Here is a 20,510-nt window from a genome sequence, read left to right as displayed (position 1 = left end):
CCCCGGGGCAATCGCTTTACGACTTAAAGACTTAAAAATTTGATAAGAACACCGATTGCGAAAATCGTGAAGAAAAAGCCGAACGGGACGATGAAGCCGATTGCTGAATCGATCGCATCGTTACGTTTGCACTGCACGTCGTTCTCAAACGGGTTTTCGCTTTGCGGGCGAACCGAGTTAATATGCATAGTGAGTCCCTCCTTAAAATGGTTCCGTTCTAAGTATAGCGAATCAACGAAGGATAATCTATGTTTAGATAAGAATAAATTGTGAAAGTGGTGTGTGGTTTGAATGAACCGTGGTTGCACAACGGCAAGTTGTCGAACGTATACGTCCTGTACGGGACAGAGAAGTACTTACTCGAGACGTGGGAACGAGAAATCGTCAAGGCGGCCAGTCCGTCCGGCGACAAATTTGACGTCATGCAGCTCGATTTACATGAAACGTCACTCGATACAGCGTTAGACGAGGCTGAAACGGTACCGTTCTTTAGTGACTACCGCACCGTCATCGTCAAACAGGCCCAATTTTTAACCGGTGCCAAAGAAAAACAAAAGCAAAATCTCGAGCGGTTGACCGAGTACGTGTTGCAGCCGGCGCCTTATTCGGTGCTCGTCTTCATCGTTGAAGCGGAAAAACTCGATGAACGGAAGAAAGTCGTCAAGCGCTTGAAAGAGCGAGCCATCGTCCTCGAGGCGAAGAAGCCGAGCCAAAGCGAGCTCATGCGCTACGTCAATGACGAGCTGAACCGGCGCAGGCAGTCGATGGAGCGGACGACGGTCGAACGCTTGCTCTTCCTTTGTCAAGACGACTGGGGCAAGCTCGTCCGGGAACTGGAGAAGCTCCAGCTCTATGCTGGCGACGGAGCCAACATCCCGCTTGAAATCGTCAACGATCTCGTGCCTCGGACGCTAGAGGACAACGTGTTCCAACTGTCCGAGTATTTGGTGGGCAGACGGGCCGATTTGGCGCTGCGTCTCGTCCGTGATTTAGAAAAACAAGGCCAAGAACTGATCGGTCTCTTGGCGCTGCTAGCTCGTCAATATCGAAATATGTACCTCGCCAAGCAGTTGACCGAGAAAGGTTACGGCGAGAAGCAAATTGCCTCAAAAATTGGCGCCCACCCTTATACGGTGAAACTGGCGACGCAAGCGAGCCGTAACTTTTCAGAGGCACAGCTCGCCAAGGCGCTCACGCTCATCGCCGATGCGGACGAAGCGATGAAGACAGGACGGGGCGACAAGCAGATCGTGTTTGACACGCTCGTCTGTCAATTAACATTACTGTGAGGTGGTTGTATGTTGCAACAAGTGTTGCTTGAAGAAGTGATCCCGCTCCGGCATGAAGTACTGCGTCCAGGTTTAGCCGTTTCGACGTGTTATTTTGACGGGGATGACGCCGAGACGACCCGTCACTACGCCTGGGCTGAAAACGGGCGTATCTTATCGATTGCGACGGTGATGCGACAAGACCGAGAGCTGTCTGGCGAACAAGTTCAATTTCAACTGCGCGGCATGGCCACCGATCCGGACGTCGCCGGGACGGGCGTCGGCTCTCGTTTCTTACAGGCAGTCCATCGTGAACTGAACGCTTCTTGGTGGTGTAACGCTCGCGAGGTCGCGGTCCGGTTTTATGAACGAAACGGCCTCGTCATCGTCGGTGATCCCTTCGAAATCGAAGGGGTCGGGACACATTACGTCATGCTATACAAAAAAACAGCCGGCTCCTGAACGGAGGCGGCTGTTTCGTTTGTTCTCTAATTAGAGAGCTGCGATACGAGCTGCGAGACGTGATTTGTCACGACCTGCTTTGTTTTGGTGGATGAGACCTTTTGCTGCAGCTTTGTCGATTTTCTTCGTAGCGAGGACGAAAGCTTCTTGAGCTGCTTCTTTGTTTCCTTCGACGACGAGAGTATCGACACGTTTTACTGCTGTACGCATTGCTGCTTTCTCTTGCGAGTTAGCGACGCGACGTTTTTCAGAAGTTTTTGCACGTTTGATTGCTGATTTGATATTTGCCATGTTATTTCACCTCCTGAAACAAGAAAGTGTATGTTCTCATTACTTCAAGTAATCATTCAACAGAACAAGCACAATTGTAGCAAACGGTTATTCGAAAAGCAACCACTTGATGATTATTCTGAAAACTATATGTGGTATTGTTGTAGTAGGTCGTACACATTAACTTAGGATTTTGATATAATGACACGGTATGCATGAGAAGGATAGGTGAACCCATATATGAACAAACAAGAATTAGAGAACCGTCAGAAGAAGATTCGCAACTTTTCCATCATCGCCCACATCGATCATGGTAAGTCGACGCTAGCTGACCGGATTCTCGAGAGAACTGGTGCGCTTACGGCGCGTGAAATGAAAGAACAGACGCTTGACGCGATGGATCTCGAACGAGAACGTGGCATCACGATCAAATTGAACGCTGTTAAATTGAACTATACCGCAAAAGATGGAGTTGAGTACATCCTTCATTTGATCGACACGCCTGGACACGTCGACTTCACGTATGAAGTCTCGCGCTCACTCGCAGCGTGTGAAGGTGCGGTCCTCGTCGTTGATGCTGCCCAAGGGATCGAGGCGCAGACGCTCGCAAACGTCTACCTCGCACTCGACAACGACCTCGAGATCATCCCGGTCATCAACAAGATCGACTTACCGTCGGCTGACGTCGAACGCGTCCGTCAAGAGATCGAGGACGTGATTGGACTGGACGCCAGTGATGCGGTGCCGGCTTCTGCCAAGGCGGGAATCGGGATTGAAGAAATTCTTGAACAGATCGTAGAGCTTGTGCCGCCGCCGACGGGAGATCCGTCAGCACCGCTTCAGGCTTTGATCTTCGACTCGTATTACGATGCGTATCGTGGCGTCGTCGCCTCGATCCGAGTCGTCAACGGTTCGGTCAAAGTCGGGGATAAAGTTCAAATGATGTCTACCGGTAAATCGTTCGAAGTGACGGATCTTGGTGTCTCGACACCTAAACCGTTATCTGTGAAAGAGTTGAATGTCGGAGACGTTGGTACGCTCTCGGCATCGATTAAAACGGTTGGCGACGTTCGTGTCGGTGATACGATCACGCTTGCTAAAAACCCATCGACCGAGCAACTTCCTGGTTACCGTAAGATGAACCCGATGGTATACTGCGGTCTTTATCCGATTGATGCGGCCAAGTATAACGATTTACGTGAAGCGCTTGAGCGGCTCCAGTTATCTGATGCGGCACTCGAGTTCGAGCCCGAGACGTCACAAGCGCTCGGATTTGGTTTCCGTAGCGGATTCCTCGGCATGCTTCATATGGAAATCATTCAAGAGCGGATCGAGCGCGAGTTTGGAATCGACTTGATCACGACGGCACCGTCGGTTATCTATCACGTCACGACGACGTCAGGAGACGTCATCCACGTCGATAACCCGTCGAAGATGCCTGAGCAACAAAAAGTTGAATTGATCGAAGAGCCATACGTCAAAGCGGCGATCATGACACCGAACGATTACGTCGGCTCGATCATGGAACTTTGTCAGAAGAAACGTGGCAGTTTTATCGATATGGAGTACATCGATACGACTCGTGTTAAAATCACGTACGATATTCCGCTCAGTGAAATCGTCTACGACTTCTTTGATCAATTGAAATCAAGTACGAAAGGCTATGCCTCACTTGACTATGATTTGATCGGGTATCGTCCGTCACGCCTCGTCAAGATGGATATTCTCCTCAACAACGAGCTCGTCGATGCGCTCAGCTTTATCGTTCACCGCGACTTTGCCTACGAACGTGGGAAAGTCATCGTTGAAAAATTAAAGGCGCTCATCCCACGGATGCAGTTCGAAGTGCCGATCCAAGCAGCGGTCAGCACGAAAATTGTCGCCCGGTCGACGATCAAGGCGTTGCGTAAAAACGTCCTTGCCAAATGTTACGGCGGCGACATCTCGCGGAAACGTAAACTTCTCGAGAAACAAAAAGAAGGTAAAAAACGCATGAAGATGGTTGGATCCGTCGAAGTGCCGCAAGAAGCGTTCATGTCCGTCTTGTCGATGGACGAAGAATGAGTGGTCGCCCTTATCCATGGATAAGGGCGATTTTTTTCATTTGGCAGGATTCGTTACGTCCGGTACGGAATAGTACCCACTTACAGAAAAATAGAGGAGGAGTAGCGGTGACCGTCTATAATTTTTCAGCAGGGCCGAGCGTTTTGCCAAAATCGGTACTACAAGAAGTGCAAGACGAGTTTCTGTCTTATCAAGAGACGGGTGTCTCGATCGTCGAGATGAGCCACCGTTCGGAGCGCTTCATTGCGATTGCCGAGGCGCTCGAAGCGAGGCTGCGGAGGTTGATGGACATCTCAGACGATTACGCCGTCCTTTGGCTGCAAGGCGGGGCGACGCTCCAGTTCTCGATGATTCCGATGAACTTGCGTACGACAGGGCGTTTCGCTTATCTCGACAGCGGCACGTGGTCGAAAAAAGCGATCGCTGATGCCCGCCACTATGGGGACGTCGCCGTCGTCGGCAGTTCGGCGAGTTCGAACTATCGGGAACTGCCTGACTATGAAGGGGATGGCGAGACCGCCGATTATCTCCATTTGACGTTGAACAATACAATCGAAGGGACACGTTATACGACGCTTCCGGATACAGGCATCCCGCTCGTCGCGGACGTGTCCTCCAATATTTTGGCGGAATCGATTGACGTGAGCCGCTACGGTCTGCTGTACGCAGGCGCCCAAAAAAATATCGGACCGGCCGGGTTAAGCGTCGTCATCATTCGTCGCGACTTGATTGTCGACCGCGATTTGCCAAGTTATTTGAACTACGCCCGTCACACCGACACCGTTTTGAACACACCGGCGACGTTTAGCATGTATGTCGCCGAACGGGTTCTCGCCTGGGTCGAACGGACGGGTGGCGTCGCCGAGATGGAACGGCGCAACCGTGAGAAGAGCGCGCGATTGTATGCTTATTTAGACGGCTCAACGTTGTTCCGGTCGCTCGTCACGGGAGATATCCGTTCATTGACGAATATTCCGTTCACGACGGGACGGGACGAGACGGATCAAGCGTTTCAACAGTTTGCCGAGGAACGTGGATTGATCGAACTTGGTGGCCACCGCTCGGTCGGAGGGCTGCGAGCCAGTCTTTACAACGCGATGCCGCTCGAAGGAGTCGTTCGTCTAGTCGAAGTGATGCAAGCATTTGAACAGGAGGGATACGATGTTCCACATCAAAACATATAATCAAATCGCATCAGCCGGGCTAGAGCGTTTTGAGCCGAGAGAATACGCCGTCAACGCAGTGGAGCAGGCTGATGCCTGGGTCATTCGGAGCCATGACGTTCACGACGCCGAGATTCCCCCGTACTTGCTCGCGATCGCCCGGGCCGGGGCTGGGGTGAACAACATCCCGCTTGAGCGCTTGGCGCGTCAAGGCGTCGTCGTGTTCCATACACCAGGGGCGAACGCGAACGCGGTCAAAGAACTCGTACTCGCGAGCATGCTTTTATCGGTCCGACCGATCCTTGAAGGCGCGCGTTGGGTGAATGAGCAAACGTTCCCAAGCCAAGCGTTACTTGAGCGGGCGATGGAAGACGAGAAGCGCCGTTTCGTCGGTTCTGAATTACGAGGCAAGAAGGTCGGCATCGTCGGCCTCGGCGCGATCGGGGCGTCGCTCGCGAACGACCTGCTCCAGCTCGGTGTCGACGTCGTCGGGTACGACCCGCATTTATCGGTCGATGGGGCGTGGAACGTATCGAAGCAAGTAAAACGAGCCAAGCATTTAGACGACTTGCTTAGAGACGTCGATTTGCTCTCAATCCATATGCCGCTGACGGACGACACACGCAACTTGATCGACGCTAGTTGGTTCAAACGGATGAAGCCCGGGGTGACGTTATTGAACTTCGCCCGCGGCGAGCTCGTGAACGACGCTGATTTGATTGAGGCGTTACAAGATAAAGTGGCGACGTACATTACAGACTTCCCGCAACAGGCGTTGCTCGGCCATCCGCAAGTCGTCGCTTTTCCGCATCTTGGGGCTTCGACACGGGAATCCGAAGTGAATTGCGCGATTCAAGCCGTCGATACGCTGAAACTATATTTAGAGACCGGAAACATCCGGAATTCCGCTAACTTCCCGGACACTGAACTTCCTTACGTCGGTAAGCGACGATTGGCGGTGCTGCACTTGAACGTCCCGAACATGGTCGGTCAAATCGCGAGCCGGCTCGCCGAGAACGGGATCAACATCGATAACATGGTGAATCGCAGCCGGAACGATGTGGCCTACACGATGATCGACATCGATAACCATAAACAAGAAGAACTGTCCGTGCATGCTTTATACGACATCGAGGGCGTCATGCGCGTCCGTGAATTTTAAGGAGGGATCAATATGGTCATATTTAAACCGTTTAAACCGTATATGCCGACCCATCCTGAAGCTGTGGCGGCTGACCCGTACGACGTCGTGAACGTCGAACAGGCACGAGGAGACGTCGAGCGACGTCCGAACTCATTTCTCTCAGTCGATAAGCCAGAACTGTTTGTCGCTGACCTGTCACTCGAAGCGTGGGGGCGTCGTGCGAGGGCCGAGTTGGAACGGTTGTACGCGACTGAACTGAAGGAACAGGCAAACGGCTTTTACGTCTATCGGCTGACGAATCAAGGGCGGCGTCAAACCGGTCTCGTGGCGACGTTTTCGGTCGCGGATTATGAGGCGGGCCGCATCAAGATCCATGAACATACACGAGAAGTGAAAGAGCGGGAACGGGTCGAACATGTGGCGGCGACGAAAGCGCACACCGGACCGATTTTACTGAGCCATAAGCCGGACGAGGCGTTACGGCGTATCCTTGAAGCCGCCACGAACGAACGACCTCTATTTTCCTTCACGGACAGTCAAGGTGTCTTGCACGAAGGCTATGCGGTGCCGCCGAATGATCAGGCGCGTGTCATTATGATTGGGGCGACGATCCCGTCCATCTATATCGCCGACGGGCATCATCGGGCCAAAGCGGCGGCTGTCGTCGCGGCGCGAGAACTGCCTGAAGGTGAATCGAAACTAGAACGCGATCACTTTTTAGGCGTGCTCTTCCCGAGCGACGAGTTGACAATCTTGCCGTACCATCGCCTGTTGACCGATGTTACGCCTGAAGAAGTCGCGGCTTTATTGGACGGGATTTCGTTCTCGTACGAAGTGCTGTCGACTGACGGCCTCATCGTTCCGCAAGCGCGCGGTTCGTTCGGATTGTCTTACCGTGGCAAACAGTATGAGTTGACGAAACGACAGTCGACCACGGCTCTCGACGTCGCCACGCTACAACGGGATATTCTCGAACCGTACTTCCGAGTGGACGATGTCCGGACCGATAAACGGATTGACTTCGTCGGCGGCTCAGACGCCGCCTTACAACTAGAACGGTTGGCCGAGCGACCGGATGTCGTCGTGTTGACATGTCACGCCACGGCGATGGGAGAGTTGATGCAGGTCGCCGATGAATCCGGACAGATGCCACCGAAATCGACTTGGTTCGATCCGAAACTGAAGAGCGGATTGTTCATCCATCGTTTCGATTGAATGCAGACAGTGGCGTGAAGACGTAAAAAGCGTTATAAATGGAAGGAGAAGAAAGGGGTGGCCGCCATGGCTAAAGCCGTATATCTTCACATTCCATTTTGTGAACATATTTGTTATTACTGCGATTTCAACAAGGTGTTCTTAAAGAACCAACCGGTTGATGACTATTTAGATGCGTTAGAACGAGAGATCGTCCTATCGCTTGAACAATATCCGACAAATGAGATCGAGACGATCTTTATCGGCGGAGGAACGCCGACCGCGCTCGATGAGGTGCAGATGAAACGTCTCATGGACATGGTCGAGCGGCACTTGCTCCCGCTCGCTACAAAGAATATAGAATACTCGGTCGAGGCGAATCCGAACTTTGTGAGCGCCGAAAAGCTCGATACGATGAAACGAGGCGGTGTCAACCGCGTCAGTTTCGGCGTCCAGACGTTCGACGACGGCGGGCTTGAACGGATCGGGCGGACGCATCGGGCGGATGACGTGTTCGCGACGGTGACGGAAGCGGCGAAACGGTTCGACAACATCTCGATCGACCTCATGTTCGGACTACCGGAGCAGACGCTCGAACAGATCGAACGGGACCTCGACTTGGCGTTCAAACTGCCGATCCAACACGTCTCGTCCTATTCCTTGATCCTCGAACCGCACACCGTCTTCGCGATCCAAGACCGCAAAGGCAAGCTTCGTCTGCCGGGTGAGGACATCGAAGTCGCCATGTACTTGAAAGTCATGGAGACGCTCGAACGCCGTGGGCTCAAGCAGTACGAGATCTCGAACTACAGTGTCGAGGGACGGGAGAGCCGTCACAACCAAGTGTATTGGCGGAACGAGGAGTATTACGGCTTCGGAGCCGGGGCTCACAGTTACTTGAACGGCGAGCGCCGGGCGAACGTCGCGCCGATCCCGCACTATATCAAGGCGGAAGGTTTACCGGTTCGAAGTACGACGACACTCGAGACGTTCGAGCGGATGGAAGAAGAGTTGTTTCTCGGACTCCGGATGCGCAGCGGTGTGTCGTTCGAGACGTTCGAAACGAAGTACGGTGTCTCGATGGAGTCGGTGTTCGGGCATGTCTTGTCCGAACTGAAAGCGAAACAGTTGATTGAAACGACGGACACGCACGTCCGGTTGACCGAGTCGGGACTCCCGCTCGCCAACGAGGCGTTCGCGGCATTCATCGGTGAGGCACGATTAAATGATGTGACAACATAAAAACAGGCGAATCCGATGTCGGATTCGCCTGTTTTAGTTAGAGAACGAGCTCGCGGTAGATCGGCATGAGCCGTCCGAACGTGTCCTCGACAAGGGCGAGGAACGCCGCTTCGTTTTGGAGGATCGAGGCATCGGCCGAAAGTTGACGACCGATCAAGAAGTCGGCTTTTTTGACGGTCGCGAAGCGCTCGACGATGGCATCGATTGACGCAGAGGACGTCTCTTCGATCAAGAACGCCTCTTTTTTCATATGATCGCCGGCAAGATGGAAGTCGGGAAATTCATGTTTAAAGTCGATTGTCATGAGTCGTTTGCCGATTGCTTCTTTGTTCGGCATCTCATAGATGAAGGCAAGCCAGACGAAGACACGGTCGTCGAACAGACCGACTTGGAAATGCGGATGTTTCTTATAGCCACGTTTATCGTGACAGATCGCCATCCACGTATCTTTCGGCGGATTGACCGTCCGGCGGGCGTGCTTGGCGACGTGGAGATAGAGCGGGATGCCGACGTCGGCTTCGAGTTGCGGACCGACCTCGTCATAGATGCGATGGAACAGCGGTTGAATGTCCGCGCGAATACCTGACATGCGGGCGTCGAGCCCGTCTTGCGTAAACACGTTAAATTGTTTAGTTGTAAACATATGATCACCTCAATTCGTATCATACCGAAAGTGCGCGGAAGATGCATTTCGAATGACTTTCAATCGATGGAAAAAATGATGCATTTGAATTGACAAATAAGGAGAACATGATAATATTTGAAGTGTGATTAGCACTCAGTAAATATGAGTGCTAATAAAAGTGAGGCCAATCCTTCAGAGAGGAGTGATGTTGTGCTGACAGAGAGACAATTGCTCATTTTACGAGCGATCATTGATGATTACATTCAGACAGCCCAGCCCGTCGGTTCACGGACGCTTTCGAAACGGGATGACTTGTCGTTCAGTTCGGCGACGATCCGAAACGACATGGCGGATTTAGAAGACATGGGCTTGATCGAAAAACCGCACACTTCAGCAGGGCGAATCCCGTCTGAAGTCGGGTATCGTTATTACGTCGATCACCTTGTCGAGACGAAACTCATCGACGAGCGGGAAACATATCGGCTCGGGGAACGCTTGCGAGCGTCCGCCCAAGAGTCAGAAGTCCTCATTCGTCAAGCCGCTGACCTACTCTCTGACTTGACCAATTATACGACGGTAGCGCTCGGCCCGAGCAGTCAGATGAACCGGCTAGCACGGATCGATTTGATGCCGCTCGATGAACGGCGCGGTGTCGTCTTGATCGTAACTGATCAAGGGCACGTCGAACATCGAACGGTCGTGTTCGAATCGCCGATGGCGCCGGATATGGTCGAACAAACAATCCGATTTTTAAACGATCGTCTAAAAGGAACTCCGCTCGGTCAACTGAAGTTCCGTATCGGAGAAGAAGTGTCAAACCTTCGCCTCGCTCATCAACAACAATATGAGTCGATGATGCAACTCATTCAAGCGACCGTCGGGGTACATCATCCGACCTCGCTGTATCTTGGTGGGAAGAAAAACATTTTCAACCAACCCGAGTTTCAAACGCTCGATACGTTACGTCCGTTCCTAGAGTGGATCGACGAGCAAGAACGGTTGACCGACTGGCTCGAATCGTTGCCAAATCGCGAGATTTATGTGAGCATTGGGAGCGAGAATGGGATCCTTGCGCTTCAAAATTGTAGCGTCATCACCTCGGACTATACGCTCGACGGCAAGACGTTCGGGACGATCGCGATGATCGGTCCGACCCGGATGGATTATCGACACGGGGTGCGGATGATGGGACAAATCATTGAAGCGTTAAGGCGAACGAAACTAGAAGAGTGAACGAAAGGAGCCTCAATATGACTACTGAAAATCAAAACGGGCCAGACCAAGAAGAAGTGCTCGAAGAGAAAGATTTCGACGCGTTGCAGTCAGAGACTGCGGACGCTGACGAGGTTTCAAATGCTGAAATAGTGGAAGAAAGTTCTGAGGGACCAGATTTGCAACAAGAAATCGAAGCGCTCAAAGCGAGCGAGCTCCGGATTCGTGCTGATTTTGACAACTTCCGCCGCCGAACGAACGAAGAGAACGCGAAACGCGTCAAGTTCGCTTCGCAAGCCGTCATCGAGAAATTGATTCCGCTCATCGATAACTTTGAGCGTGCGCTTCAAGTCGAAGCGTCATCGGATGACGCTAAACAGATTCAAGCGGGTGTCGATATGATCCACCGTCAATTGCTCGACGTGTTAAACGCCGAGAACGTTGAAGTGATCGAAGCGGTCGGTCAGCCGTTCGACCCGAATTATCATCAAGCGGTCATGCAAGAACCTAGCGATGAGTTCGAGTCTGGGATTGTAACGCTGGAGCTTCAAAAAGGGTACACGTTGCACGGACGCGTCATTCGTCCAAGCATGGTAAAAGTTTCAGAATAAAATTACTTAACTAGATGGAGGAATAGACAATGGCTAAAATTATCGGAATTGACTTAGGAACAACGAACTCTTGTGTAGCAGTTATGGAAGGTGGCGAAGCGGTCGTCATCTCAAACGCAGAAGGGAACCGTACGACACCGTCTGTCGTCGCATTCAAAGGGGAAGAGCGTCAAGTCGGTGAAGTCGCGAAGCGTCAAGCAATCACGAACCCGAACACAATCCAATCGATCAAGCGTCATATGGGAACGTCACATACGGTCGAAGTCGACGGTAAGAAATTCACGCCACAAGAAATTTCGGCCATCATTTTGCAAAAACTTAAAAAAGATGCAGAAGACTACCTTGGTGAGTCAGTAACTGAAGCGGTCATCACAGTTCCTGCCTACTTTAACGACGCTGAGCGTCAAGCGACGAAAGACGCTGGGAAAATTGCCGGTCTCGATGTCAAACGGATCATTAACGAGCCGACGGCAGCGGCGCTCGCTTACGGCCTCGACAAAGGTGAAGACCACACGATCTTGATCTATGACCTTGGTGGCGGTACGTTCGACGTCTCGATTCTCGAGCTCGGAGACGGTGTGTTTGAAGTCGTCGCGACAGCAGGGGACAACCGACTTGGTGGAGACGACTTTGACCAAAAAGTCATCGATTACCTCGTATCTGAATTCAAAAAAGAGAACGGTATCGACCTCGCGCAAGACAAGATGGCGCTCCAACGTTTGAAAGATGCGGCCGAGAAAGCGAAGAAAGATCTTTCAGGCGTGACAAGCGCGCACATCAGCCTCCCGTTCATCACAGCAGGAGCAGCTGGCCCGCTTCACCTTGAAACAACACTCACACGTGCGAAATTCGATGAATTGACAGCAGACCTCGTCGAGCGCACGATGGAACCAACTCGCCGCGCGTTGAAAGACTCAGGCCTCACGCCGTCTGACCTCGACAAGATCATCCTCGTCGGTGGTTCGACACGTATCCCTGCGGTCCAAAAAGCGATTCACGATTTCACGAAGAAAGAGCCGTTCAAAGGCGTTAACCCGGACGAAGTCGTTGCCCTCGGTGCAGCGATCCAAGGCGGTGTCCTTGCCGGTGACGTGAAAGACGTCGTCCTTCTCGACGTGACTCCGCTTTCGCTCGGTATCGAGACGATGGGTGGCGTGATGACGAAGTTGATCGATCGCAACACGACGATTCCGACATCGAAATCACAAGTCTTCTCGACAGCAGCAGACAACCAGCCAGCCGTTGACATCCACGTCTTGCAAGGGGAACGCCCGATGGCGCCTGACAACAAGACGCTCGGTCGTTTCCAGTTGACGGACATCCCGCCGGCACCACGCGGTGTACCACAAGTCGAAGTCAAGTTCGACATCGATGCGAACGGAATCGTTCACGTATCGGCGAAAGACCTCGGTACGAACAAAGAGCAGTCGATCACGATCCAGTCGTCTTCAGGTATCGACGAGGCTGAAATCGAGCGCATGGTGAAAGAAGCGGAAGCGAACGCGGAAGCAGACAAGCAGCGTAAAGAAGAAGCAGAGCTCCGTAACGAAACGGACCAACTCGTCTTCGCGACGGACAAGGCGATCAAAGACCTTGGAGATAAAGTCGACGCAACAGATAAAGACAAAGCCGAAGCAGCGAAAGAAAAAGCAAAATCAGCACTTGAAGGTACAGACCTCGAAGCAATCCGTATGGCGAAAGATGAGCTATCTGAAGTCGTACAAGAATTGACGCAAAAAGTATATGCGAACATGGCTGAACAGCAAGGTGCTGAAGGCGCTGAGACACAAACAGAAGCGAAAGACGATAACGTCGTCGACGCAGAGTTTGAAGATCTCGACGATCGTAAATAAGGCAACCGATAGATTGGATGGCGCCAAAGCAGGTTTCTGCTTTGGCTCTTTCCATGTTAAGGTAGAATCGGTAAAATCGAACTTGAAACAGTAAAGAGGAGAGAGTAACGTGGCGAAACGAGATTATTATGAAGTGCTTGGCCTAGACAAATCGGCCTCGGCGCAAGACATCAAACGTGCCTATCGCAAATTGGCACGGGAATATCATCCAGACATCAACCAAGAGCCGGATGCGGCCGATAAATTTAAAGAGCTCGGCGAGGCGTATGAAGTGCTGTCAGACGAGCAAAAACGGGCTCAATATGACCGCTTCGGATTTGAAGGAGCGAGCCAGTTCGGAGGCGGCGGTGACTTCCAAGGCGGATTCGGCGACATCTTCGACATGTTCTTCGGCGGCGGCGGACGTCGTCAAGACCCGAACGCACCGCGACGCGGAGAAGATTATCAATACGTCGTCGACCTCGACTTCATGGAGAGCGTGACCGGTAAGACGGAAACGATCGACCTTGAGATCGAAGTCGAATGTGACACGTGTATGGGTAGCGGTGCCAAGCCGGGTACGAAACCAGAGACGTGCGGCCGTTGTGGCGGTAGCGGTGTCGAAACGGTCGAACAGAACACGGTGCTCGGTCGCATGGTGAATCAGCGGACGTGTAGCCAATGTCATGGAACAGGCAAGACGATCAAAGAGAAATGTACGACGTGCCATGGCTCTGGTCACGTCAAGAAGACACAGCAAGTCGAAGTCAAAATTCCTGCCGGTATCGATAACGGCCAACAGATCCGCATGTCCGGTAAAGGTGGTCCTGGCGCTAACGGTGGCCCGGCTGGCGATCTTTACATCGTTGTCCGCGTTCGGGCGCACGAAATCTTCGAGCGTGTCGACCAGCACATCTCGATGGAGATGCCGGTCACGTTCGCGCAAGCAGCACTCGGCGCCGAACTCGAAGTCCCGACCGTGCACGGCAAGGTCAGTTTGAAAGTACCAGCCGGAACACAGACCGGATCGAAATTCCGTTTGCGTGGAAAAGGGATGCCGAGCGTTCGCGGGGGCGGCAACGGCGACCAGTACGTCAATATCGTCATCATGACACCGACGAACATGACAGATCGTCAAAAAGAATTGCTCCGCGAGTTTGAAGAGATCAGCGGAGAAGCAGGCGTGGAAGAACAGCACGGCCTCTTCCAAAAGATGAAAAAGTTTTTTAGCCAGTAAAAGGAGCGTGTACAAGCGATGAAATGGTCTGAAATTTGTGTCCACACGACACAGCAGGCAGTCGAAGCCGTATCAAATTTACTACATGAAGTGGGGGCACAAGGTGTCGTCATCGAGGACGTCGAAGACTATGACCGGATGATGGCAGAAGATCATTTCGGAGAGATTTGGGACGAATCCGGCCGCGATACGTATCCAACGTCGGGTGTCCACGTGAAAGCGTACGTTCCTGTCTCAGGCGACCTACCGGACACGCTCTCGACACTGAAAAAAGAAATTGAACGGCTTCGCAATATCTTTGAAGTCGGCGCGGGTACCGTGACGGCGCTCGAGATGGATGAGGAGGACTGGGCCCACTCGTGGAAGCAGTACTATAAACCGGTCAAGATCTCGCAACATCTCACGATCGTGCCGCTGTGGGAAGAATACGTGCCACAACCGGAAGAGAACGTGATCTTGCTCGACCCGGGTATGGCGTTCGGGACCGGGACGCACCCGACGACGATGCTGTGCATTCAAGCGATCGAGAACTATATCCAACCGGGTGACCGCTTGATCGATGTCGGGACGGGCTCAGGCGTACTTGCTATCGCGGCGGCGAAGCTTGGCGCGGAACGAGTCGAGGCGCTCGATTTGGATGCGGTCGCGGTCGAATCGGCCCGCCAAAACGTCGAGACGAACGGCGTTCTAGACGTCGTCGACGTCAAGACGGGTGATTTGTTGAAAGGGATGAGCGGTGAGTATGACTTGATCGTCGCCAACATTTTAGCCGACGTCATCATGCTGTTCGTTGACGATGCTTACGTGCGCGTCAAACCAGGCGGCTATTTCATCACGTCGGGTATCATCGGCCAAAAACGAGATGAAGTGACGGCAGCGCTCAAGGCGGCTGGATTCTCGATCGAAGAGACGCGAGTCATGGAAGACTGGGTCGCCATCATCGCGAAGAAGGGGTAAGCCATGCAACGCTATTTCTTACAACGTGATGCGTTTAAAACAGACACGGTCGCATTGCCGCAAGACGTCGTCCATCATATCGGGACGGTGTTGCGGGCGGGACCGGGTTATCAGATGGTGTTGTTAGACGGTACAGGTATCGAGTACGTCTGTGAGGTGGTCGCGCTCGAAAAAAAATCGGGGACGGCAAAAGTACTCGAAGCGCGGCAGGCGACGACTGAACTGCCCGTTGATGTGACGCTCGCCTACGCACTGCCGAAAGGTGATAAAGTCGAGCTCGTCGCTCAAAAAGCGACCGAGCTCGGGTTGCATCACTTGAAGTTGTTCGAGTCGAAACGATCGGTCGCGAAATGGGACGCTAAAAAAGCCCCGAAGAAAGTCGATCGCTTGCAGAAGATCATGCAAGAAGCGGCCGAACAGTCGTACCGGGCTGTCGTCCCGACGTGCGCGTACGTCTCGTCGCGTGACCTGCTAGACGACTTTTCTAATTACGATGCGGTCGTCATCGCTTATGAAGAGTCGGCGAAGCAAGGGGAACAAGCGGCACTCGCGGCTGTATTCAAAGCGCTTGAACGCGGACAGCGTCTCCTGCTGATCGTCGGTCCTGAAGGCGGATTTGACGAGCAGGAAGTAGACGCCTGGACGAAGCAAGGCGCGCGCTCATGTGCGTTCGGTCCCCGGATTTTGCGTACCGAGACGGCGCCGCTCTACGCGTTAGCGGCGTTGTCGTATGCGCTTGAATTGAATTGAATTGAACATAAAATCAGCTCCCGCAGTTTGCGGGAGCTGATTTTATGTTCAATGACCACATGACAAGAGCCCTCGCCTAGGCGAGGGCTCTTCTTCATGACCGATTATTTTTTGAACAACGTGAACGAATTCAACTCAAGTTTCAAAAATTGGGCGTGATATGACCTCGAATACAATAATCCGAACAATTCGCTTGAGATTTTTTTGGAAAATTGGTATGGTCTGAATAGATAAAACATATAAAACTTATCGACATAGTCGGAATAAAGCGATGGGGTGGAGCAATGGGATTACAGTTCATGGACATTTTTAAGGAATGGGCAACGCAATACGACACGACCGTGGCCGGACATGACGAGCAATATAAAGAAGTGTTCGCAGGTTATGAGGAGATGTTGAGCGAGGTCGTGGATCATCTCGAAGGGAAGGTCATGGAGTTCGGAGTCGGGACCGGGAACTTAAGTATGAAGATTTTAGAACGTCACGAGCTGGTTGCGGTCGAACCGTCACCGGAGATGAGGGCAGTCGCCGCCGAAAAACTTGAGATTGATATTATCGACGGTGACTTTTTAAACTACCCGACGACAGAGCAGGTAGATACGATCGTGTCGTCATACGCGTTTCACCATCTGACGGATGAAGAGAAACGGACAGCGATTCAAGGTTACGTCGAGCAGCTCAATTCACCGCGGTTCGTCTTACTCGACACGATGTTCGCCTCGCAAAAGGCGAAGCGAGACATTCTCGACTGGGCGAGCGTGAACGGTTACGACGATTTAATCGAAGACTTGAACCGTGAGTTTTATCCTTACACGCAAACAATCCAAGCAATGCTCGAAGCGAACGGTTATACGGTCTCGATGACACAAAAAAATAAATTCGTCTGGCTCGTCGTGGCCACGAAACAATCAGGAGGAACTCAATCATGAAAAGTTATAAAGTCGAAAGTTTTAATTTGGACCATACAAAAGTACAAGCGCCTTACGTCCGTTTAGCAGGAGTGAAAAAAGGGACGGCCGATACGATCTATAAATACGACATTCGCTTCATCCAACCGAACGAGGGTCTCATGCCGATGCGGGCCGTCCATTCGCTCGAGCACTTGATCGCTGAAAATAGCCGCAGTCACTCGGACCAAATCATCGACGTCTCGCCGATGGGTTGCCAGACTGGTTTTTATTGGACGATGTTGAACGACGGCGATTACGAATCGATGCTCGACCTCGTCGAGGCGACACTCCGTGATGCAGCAAATGCGACGGAGTTGCCGGCGCAAAACCCAATCCAATGCGGAAGTGCCAACCACCACGACTTTGAGGGCGCAAAAAAATTAGCGGCCGACATGCTCGCGAAACGTGACGAGTGGCACATCATCTTTAAGGACGAGGCGTAATATGCTCGTCAATAACGTCTATGAACTGATCGGGGACACGCCGCTGCTCGAGTTACGGACGTTGCCTGTTCCGAAAGGCGTTAAAATATACGGCAAGCTCGAGATGATGAATCCAGGCGGGAGTGTGAAAGACCGGCTCGGGCTTCATTTGATCGAACAAGCGCTTGAACGCGGCCAACTCGAACGAGGTGGTACGGTCGTTGAGCCGACGGCCGGAAATACCGGCATCGGACTCGCCCTCGCCTGTCAGCGATACGGGGTGAACTTGATGACGGTCACGCCTGAAAAGTTTAGTCAAGAAAAGCAAGCGCTCATGTCATTGCTCGGCGCGACTGTCATCAACACGCCGACGGAGCTCGGGATGCATGGTGCGATCGAGCGGGCCAAAGCGTTGGCGGTTGAACATAACGCCTACTTACCTGAACAATTCTCGAATCCGGATAACCCGGATACGTACGTGGACTCACTCGCCCAAGAGCTATTGCAAGACATACCGAACATCGATGTCTTTATCGCCGGCGCGGGCTCGGGTGGCACGTTCACCGGGGTCGCCGCGGTTTTGAAAAACTATGGCACACGCAACGTTGTCGTTGAGCCCGAAGGATCAATCTTGAATGGCGGGCAACCAGGGCCCCATAAAACAGAAGGAATCGGTGTCGAGAAGTGGCCTCCGTTTTTAGATCGTGAACTTGTCGATGGGATCTATACGATCTCTGACGATGACGCGTTTTATTACGTCGCCCATTTGGCGAAGCAAGAAGGACTGCTCGTCGGAAGTTCTTCCGGTGCGGCCATCGCCGCTTGTGTGAAGGAAGCAAACCGGATGACCGAAGGTGTGATCGTCACGATTTTACCGGACAGTGTCGAACGATATTTAAGTCAAGGAATAGTCAAGGAGGCAGAACATGCGTACAAAAACAGCGCTTATTCACGGCGGTAAGACGACGGACCCGTTGACGGGTGCCGTGACACCAGCCATCTATCAAACGAGTACTTATAAACAAGACGGAATCGGCAATTTGCGGGACGGGTATGAATATTCGCGGACGGCTAACCCGACGCGGACGGCGCTTGAGACGCTGATCGCCGACATCGAAGGCGGGGCGCGTGGTTTTGCGTTCGCTTCAGGGATGGCCGCCATCTCAACGATTCTCATGTTAATGAAATCAGGGGACCACGTCATCGTCGGTTCTGACGTATATGGGGGAACGTACCGTGTATTCAATCGAGTATTTCAATCACTTGGCTTGGAAGCATCTTTTGTCGATACGTCTGACGCGGCGGCAGTCCGCGAAGCCGTTCAACCGAACACAAAAATGATTTATGTCGAGACGCCGACGAATCCGCTCTTGAACGTCACGGACATGCGGAGTGTGCGTGACATTGCGACCGAGGCCGACGTCTTGTTCGTCGTCGACAATACGTTCATGACACCATATTTCCAAAATCCGATTGAGTTCGGTGCGGACTACGTCTTGCATAGCGCCACGAAATATTTAGGTGGACATAGTGACGTCGTCGCCGGACTCGTCGTCGCCCGGACAGAAGAACTTGGGGAACGCTTGGCGTTCCTACAAAACTCGGTCGGGGCCGTGCTCGGACCGCAAGACAGCTTCCTCGTCGTGCGCGGCATCAAGACGCTCGCGGTTCGGATGGAAGAAATCGAGACGAACGCGCTCGCCCTCGTCGAGTTCTTGACGTCTCACGAGGCGATCAGCCGGGTGTTGCACCCGAGCATTGCCAGCGAGACGGCGAAACAAGTCCATCTGTCACAAGCCCGAGGGTTTGGCGGCATGATCGCTTTTGACGTCGGATCGGCCGAAGCGGCAGAGGCGGTCGTTGCGAAAACGAACTACTTCACGCTCGCTGAAAGTCTCGGTGCGGTCGAGAGCTTGATCAGCGTGCCGGCACGGATGACACATGCCTCGATTCCGGCCGAACGTCGGGCAGAACTCGGCATCACGGACGGGCTCGTCCGTATCTCTGTCGGACTTGAAGACGTGAACGATTTGATTGAAGACTTGGAGCAAGCACTTGCGGCCTTGACGACAATCACGAGCTGAATGAACGTGTGACACGAGGTGCGCTCTCAGAGCGCGCCTCTTTTGTCGTGTAGAGTGCTAGAAGAAATCGCTTGAATGTCCGAAACGCATCGACTAAACTGACGATAATTGATGAAGAGAGCGGGTGAACGGATTGAATAAAGGAGTCATGCCCACAATCGGTGCGTACGTCATGTGGGGCATCCTGCCGATCTATTGGAAGTTTCTACAGGAAATACCGAGCAGTCAAATCCTCGCCCACCGTATCGTCTGGTCGTTTCTATTCATTTTACTCGTCTTGAAATGGACGAAACAGTGGACTGAATTCAATTATGCGCTCAGACATCGGGCGACGCGGAACGCCTTTATGTTGAACGGCTTTATCGTCAGTGCGAACTGGTTTGTCTACATATGGGCGGTCAATCACGGCTATATCATCGAGGCATCGCTCGGATATTACATCAATCCGCTCGTCAGCATGGTGTTAGGTGTCCTCGTTTTTCGGGAATCATTAAACCGAGTCCAATGGCTCGCGGTCGGTGTCGCGACGGTCGGGGTGCTCGTCTTGACGTTCGGTTATGGGTCGTTCCCGTGGATCGCTTTCATATTGGCGAGTACGTTCGGGTTTTACGGGATGGTCAAAAAACGGCGGCCGCTTGCGTCGACGGTCAGTCTAGGCATCGAGACGCTCGCGGTCGTTCCGGTCGCGGTCATCTTCCTCGCCTTCGAAACGTCGCGCGGCGGGCTCACGATGACGGGCGAACCAATTGTTTGGGCCGCGCTCTTAGGCACGGGCGTCATGACGGCGTTGCCGCTCCTGTTGTTCGGTTACGGGGCGCAACATATCCCGTTCACGCTCGTCGGTTTTTTACAGTTCATCGCCCCGACGCTCAGTCTGGCGATCGGTGTCATCTTGTACGATGAACCGTTCACAACGTATCATATCTTCGCGTTCACATGCATCTGGATCGCCATCTTTTTCTTCAGTTGGAACAGCTGGGTCCAAACGCGAAAACGCCGTCAACTTGCATGAAGTGAAAGCTG

At 52.7% G+C, this 20,510-nt stretch carries 21 protein-coding genes; 18 read left to right on the top strand and 3 right to left on the bottom strand.

All coding sequences use genetic code 11. From position 1 onward, the window contains the following. Positions 1 to 23: 23 nt before the first annotated feature. Positions 24 to 188: a YqzM family protein gene (locus EVJ24_RS04800; protein ID WP_016508105.1), complete on the bottom strand. Its 165-nt coding sequence runs from the start codon at positions 186 to 188 to the stop codon at positions 24 to 26. Positions 189 to 278: 90 nt separating this feature from the next. Between EVJ24_RS04800 and holA the strand changes: the two genes are divergently transcribed. Next, positions 279 to 1,289 (top strand): DNA polymerase III subunit delta, encoded by a 1,011-nt coding sequence (gene holA / locus EVJ24_RS04795; protein WP_233589589.1) that lies wholly within the window; start codon positions 279 to 281, stop codon positions 1,287 to 1,289. A gap of 9 nt (positions 1,290 to 1,298) precedes the next feature. Beyond that, positions 1,299 to 1,730, top strand: coding sequence for a GNAT family N-acetyltransferase (locus EVJ24_RS04790; protein ID WP_131439975.1), 432 nt, complete (start codon positions 1,299 to 1,301; stop codon positions 1,728 to 1,730). A 30-nt stretch (positions 1,731 to 1,760) separates the two neighbouring features. Here the strand turns inward: EVJ24_RS04790 and rpsT are convergent, their stop codons facing one another. Beyond that, complete coding sequence (rpsT, locus tag EVJ24_RS04785) at positions 1,761 to 2,021, bottom strand: 30S ribosomal protein S20 (protein WP_034778152.1); 261 nt, start codon at positions 2,019 to 2,021, stop codon at positions 1,761 to 1,763. A 219-nt stretch (positions 2,022 to 2,240) separates the two neighbouring features. Between rpsT and lepA the strand changes: the two genes are divergently transcribed. The 5 genes from lepA (at position 2,241) to hemW (ending at position 8,807) form a co-directional block, all read left to right on the top strand. Then, positions 2,241 to 4,064 carry a translation elongation factor 4 gene (gene lepA / locus EVJ24_RS04780; protein ID WP_070326972.1) on the top strand — a complete coding sequence of 608 codons (1,824 nt, stop codon included), beginning with the start codon at positions 2,241 to 2,243 and terminating at the stop codon, positions 4,062 to 4,064. A 107-nt stretch (positions 4,065 to 4,171) separates the two neighbouring features. Then, the gene (gene serC, locus EVJ24_RS04775) at positions 4,172 to 5,248 is read left to right on the top strand and encodes a 3-phosphoserine/phosphohydroxythreonine transaminase (protein WP_131439973.1); all 1,077 of its coding nucleotides are present in this window, start codon (positions 4,172 to 4,174) and stop codon (positions 5,246 to 5,248) included. After that, complete coding sequence (locus EVJ24_RS04770) at positions 5,226 to 6,389, top strand: phosphoglycerate dehydrogenase (RefSeq protein ID WP_070326974.1); 1,164 nt, start codon at positions 5,226 to 5,228, stop codon at positions 6,387 to 6,389. The genes serC and EVJ24_RS04770 overlap by 23 nt, the downstream gene beginning before the upstream one ends. A gap of 12 nt (positions 6,390 to 6,401) precedes the next feature. Further along, complete coding sequence (locus EVJ24_RS04765; RefSeq protein WP_131439971.1) at positions 6,402 to 7,586, top strand: DUF1015 domain-containing protein; 1,185 nt, start codon at positions 6,402 to 6,404, stop codon at positions 7,584 to 7,586. 66 nt (positions 7,587 to 7,652) lie between these two features. Beyond that, a complete protein-coding gene (gene hemW / locus EVJ24_RS04760; RefSeq protein WP_131439969.1) occupies positions 7,653 to 8,807 on the top strand; it encodes a radical SAM family heme chaperone HemW in 1,155 nt (384 codons plus the stop codon). 37 nt (positions 8,808 to 8,844) lie between these two features. On the opposite strand, the gene EVJ24_RS04755 is transcribed toward hemW, so the two are convergent. Beyond that, the gene (locus EVJ24_RS04755) at positions 8,845 to 9,450 is read right to left on the bottom strand and encodes a DUF1054 domain-containing protein (RefSeq protein ID WP_070326977.1); all 606 of its coding nucleotides are present in this window, start codon (positions 9,448 to 9,450) and stop codon (positions 8,845 to 8,847) included. A gap of 192 nt (positions 9,451 to 9,642) precedes the next feature. Between EVJ24_RS04755 and hrcA the strand changes: the two genes are divergently transcribed. The 11 genes from hrcA to rarD all read left to right on the top strand — a co-directional run bounded on the left by hrcA (position 9,643) and on the right by rarD (position 20,499). Next, on the top strand, positions 9,643 to 10,665 hold the full coding sequence (gene hrcA / locus EVJ24_RS04750; protein ID WP_070326978.1) for a heat-inducible transcriptional repressor HrcA: 1,023 nt from the start codon (positions 9,643 to 9,645) through the stop codon (positions 10,663 to 10,665). A 17-nt stretch (positions 10,666 to 10,682) separates the two neighbouring features. After that, positions 10,683 to 11,255 (top strand): nucleotide exchange factor GrpE, encoded by a 573-nt coding sequence (gene grpE, locus EVJ24_RS04745; protein ID WP_131439967.1) that lies wholly within the window; start codon positions 10,683 to 10,685, stop codon positions 11,253 to 11,255. A gap of 29 nt (positions 11,256 to 11,284) precedes the next feature. Beyond that, a complete protein-coding gene (gene dnaK / locus EVJ24_RS04740; RefSeq protein WP_131439965.1) occupies positions 11,285 to 13,108 on the top strand; it encodes a molecular chaperone DnaK in 1,824 nt (607 codons plus the stop codon). Between the two features lie 109 nt (positions 13,109 to 13,217). After that, positions 13,218 to 14,324, top strand: coding sequence for a molecular chaperone DnaJ (gene dnaJ, locus EVJ24_RS04735; RefSeq protein ID WP_131439963.1), 1,107 nt, complete (start codon positions 13,218 to 13,220; stop codon positions 14,322 to 14,324). Between the two features lie 18 nt (positions 14,325 to 14,342). Then, positions 14,343 to 15,281, top strand: coding sequence for a 50S ribosomal protein L11 methyltransferase (prmA, locus tag EVJ24_RS04730; RefSeq protein ID WP_070326982.1), 939 nt, complete (start codon positions 14,343 to 14,345; stop codon positions 15,279 to 15,281). A gap of 3 nt (positions 15,282 to 15,284) precedes the next feature. Continuing rightward, a complete protein-coding gene (locus tag EVJ24_RS04725; protein WP_131439961.1) occupies positions 15,285 to 16,031 on the top strand; it encodes a 16S rRNA (uracil(1498)-N(3))-methyltransferase in 747 nt (248 codons plus the stop codon). A 299-nt stretch (positions 16,032 to 16,330) separates the two neighbouring features. Further along, entirely contained in the window at positions 16,331 to 16,960 is a 630-nt protein-coding gene (locus tag EVJ24_RS04720) for a class I SAM-dependent methyltransferase (RefSeq protein ID WP_236637560.1), read from the top strand. Further along, complete coding sequence (locus EVJ24_RS04715) at positions 16,957 to 17,424, top strand: S-ribosylhomocysteine lyase (RefSeq protein ID WP_131439956.1); 468 nt, start codon at positions 16,957 to 16,959, stop codon at positions 17,422 to 17,424. The genes EVJ24_RS04720 and EVJ24_RS04715 overlap by 4 nt, the downstream gene beginning before the upstream one ends. A gap of 1 nt (position 17,425) precedes the next feature. Continuing rightward, entirely contained in the window at positions 17,426 to 18,364 is a 939-nt protein-coding gene (locus tag EVJ24_RS04710; protein ID WP_131439954.1) for a PLP-dependent cysteine synthase family protein, read from the top strand. After that, a complete protein-coding gene (locus EVJ24_RS04705; protein ID WP_131439952.1) occupies positions 18,330 to 19,487 on the top strand; it encodes a bifunctional cystathionine gamma-lyase/homocysteine desulfhydrase in 1,158 nt (385 codons plus the stop codon). Before EVJ24_RS04710 ends, EVJ24_RS04705 begins: the two co-directional genes overlap by 35 nt. A 148-nt stretch (positions 19,488 to 19,635) precedes the next feature. Then, on the top strand, positions 19,636 to 20,499 hold the full coding sequence (gene rarD, locus EVJ24_RS04700) for an EamA family transporter RarD (protein WP_070327895.1): 864 nt from the start codon (positions 19,636 to 19,638) through the stop codon (positions 20,497 to 20,499). Positions 20,500 to 20,510 lie beyond the last annotated feature (11 nt).

Origin of the sequence: Exiguobacterium sp. SH1S21, assembly GCF_004337175.1 — a bacterium.
Classification (GTDB): domain Bacteria; phylum Bacillota; class Bacilli; order Exiguobacteriales; family Exiguobacteriaceae; genus Exiguobacterium; species Exiguobacterium aurantiacum_A.
The sequence above is the reverse complement of the archived record's forward strand: the minus strand, read 5'-3'. Positions and strand labels throughout refer to the sequence as shown.

What these genes read in the sequence shown, in the direction of transcription:
- rpsT (WP_034778152.1), bottom strand. Translation starts at nt 2,021, where the DNA reads ATGGCAAATATCAAATCAGCAATCAAACGTGCAAAAACTTCTGAAAAA.
- EVJ24_RS04765 (WP_131439971.1), top strand. Translation starts at nt 6,402, where the DNA reads ATGGTCATATTTAAACCGTTTAAACCGTATATGCCGACCCATCCTGAA.
- EVJ24_RS04720 (WP_236637560.1), top strand. Translation starts at nt 16,331, where the DNA reads ATGGACATTTTTAAGGAATGGGCAACGCAATACGACACGACCGTGGCC.
- EVJ24_RS04770 (WP_070326974.1), top strand. Translation starts at nt 5,226, where the DNA reads ATGTTCCACATCAAAACATATAATCAAATCGCATCAGCCGGGCTAGAG.
- hemW (WP_131439969.1), top strand. Translation starts at nt 7,653, where the DNA reads ATGGCTAAAGCCGTATATCTTCACATTCCATTTTGTGAACATATTTGT.
- dnaK (WP_131439965.1), top strand. Translation starts at nt 11,285, where the DNA reads ATGGCTAAAATTATCGGAATTGACTTAGGAACAACGAACTCTTGTGTA.
- rarD (WP_070327895.1), top strand. Translation starts at nt 19,636, where the DNA reads ATGCCCACAATCGGTGCGTACGTCATGTGGGGCATCCTGCCGATCTAT.
- EVJ24_RS04725 (WP_131439961.1), top strand. Translation starts at nt 15,285, where the DNA reads ATGCAACGCTATTTCTTACAACGTGATGCGTTTAAAACAGACACGGTC.
- EVJ24_RS04755 (WP_070326977.1), bottom strand. Translation starts at nt 9,450, where the DNA reads ATGTTTACAACTAAACAATTTAACGTGTTTACGCAAGACGGGCTCGAC.
- EVJ24_RS04705 (WP_131439952.1), top strand. Translation starts at nt 18,330, where the DNA reads ATGCGTACAAAAACAGCGCTTATTCACGGCGGTAAGACGACGGACCCG.
- prmA (WP_070326982.1), top strand. Translation starts at nt 14,343, where the DNA reads ATGAAATGGTCTGAAATTTGTGTCCACACGACACAGCAGGCAGTCGAA.
- EVJ24_RS04800 (WP_016508105.1), bottom strand. Translation starts at nt 188, where the DNA reads ATGCATATTAACTCGGTTCGCCCGCAAAGCGAAAACCCGTTTGAGAAC.
- EVJ24_RS04715 (WP_131439956.1), top strand. Translation starts at nt 16,957, where the DNA reads ATGAAAAGTTATAAAGTCGAAAGTTTTAATTTGGACCATACAAAAGTA.
- grpE (WP_131439967.1), top strand. Translation starts at nt 10,683, where the DNA reads ATGACTACTGAAAATCAAAACGGGCCAGACCAAGAAGAAGTGCTCGAA.
- EVJ24_RS04790 (WP_131439975.1), top strand. Translation starts at nt 1,299, where the DNA reads ATGTTGCAACAAGTGTTGCTTGAAGAAGTGATCCCGCTCCGGCATGAA.
- EVJ24_RS04710 (WP_131439954.1), top strand. Translation starts at nt 17,426, where the DNA reads ATGCTCGTCAATAACGTCTATGAACTGATCGGGGACACGCCGCTGCTC.
- lepA (WP_070326972.1), top strand. Translation starts at nt 2,241, where the DNA reads ATGAACAAACAAGAATTAGAGAACCGTCAGAAGAAGATTCGCAACTTT.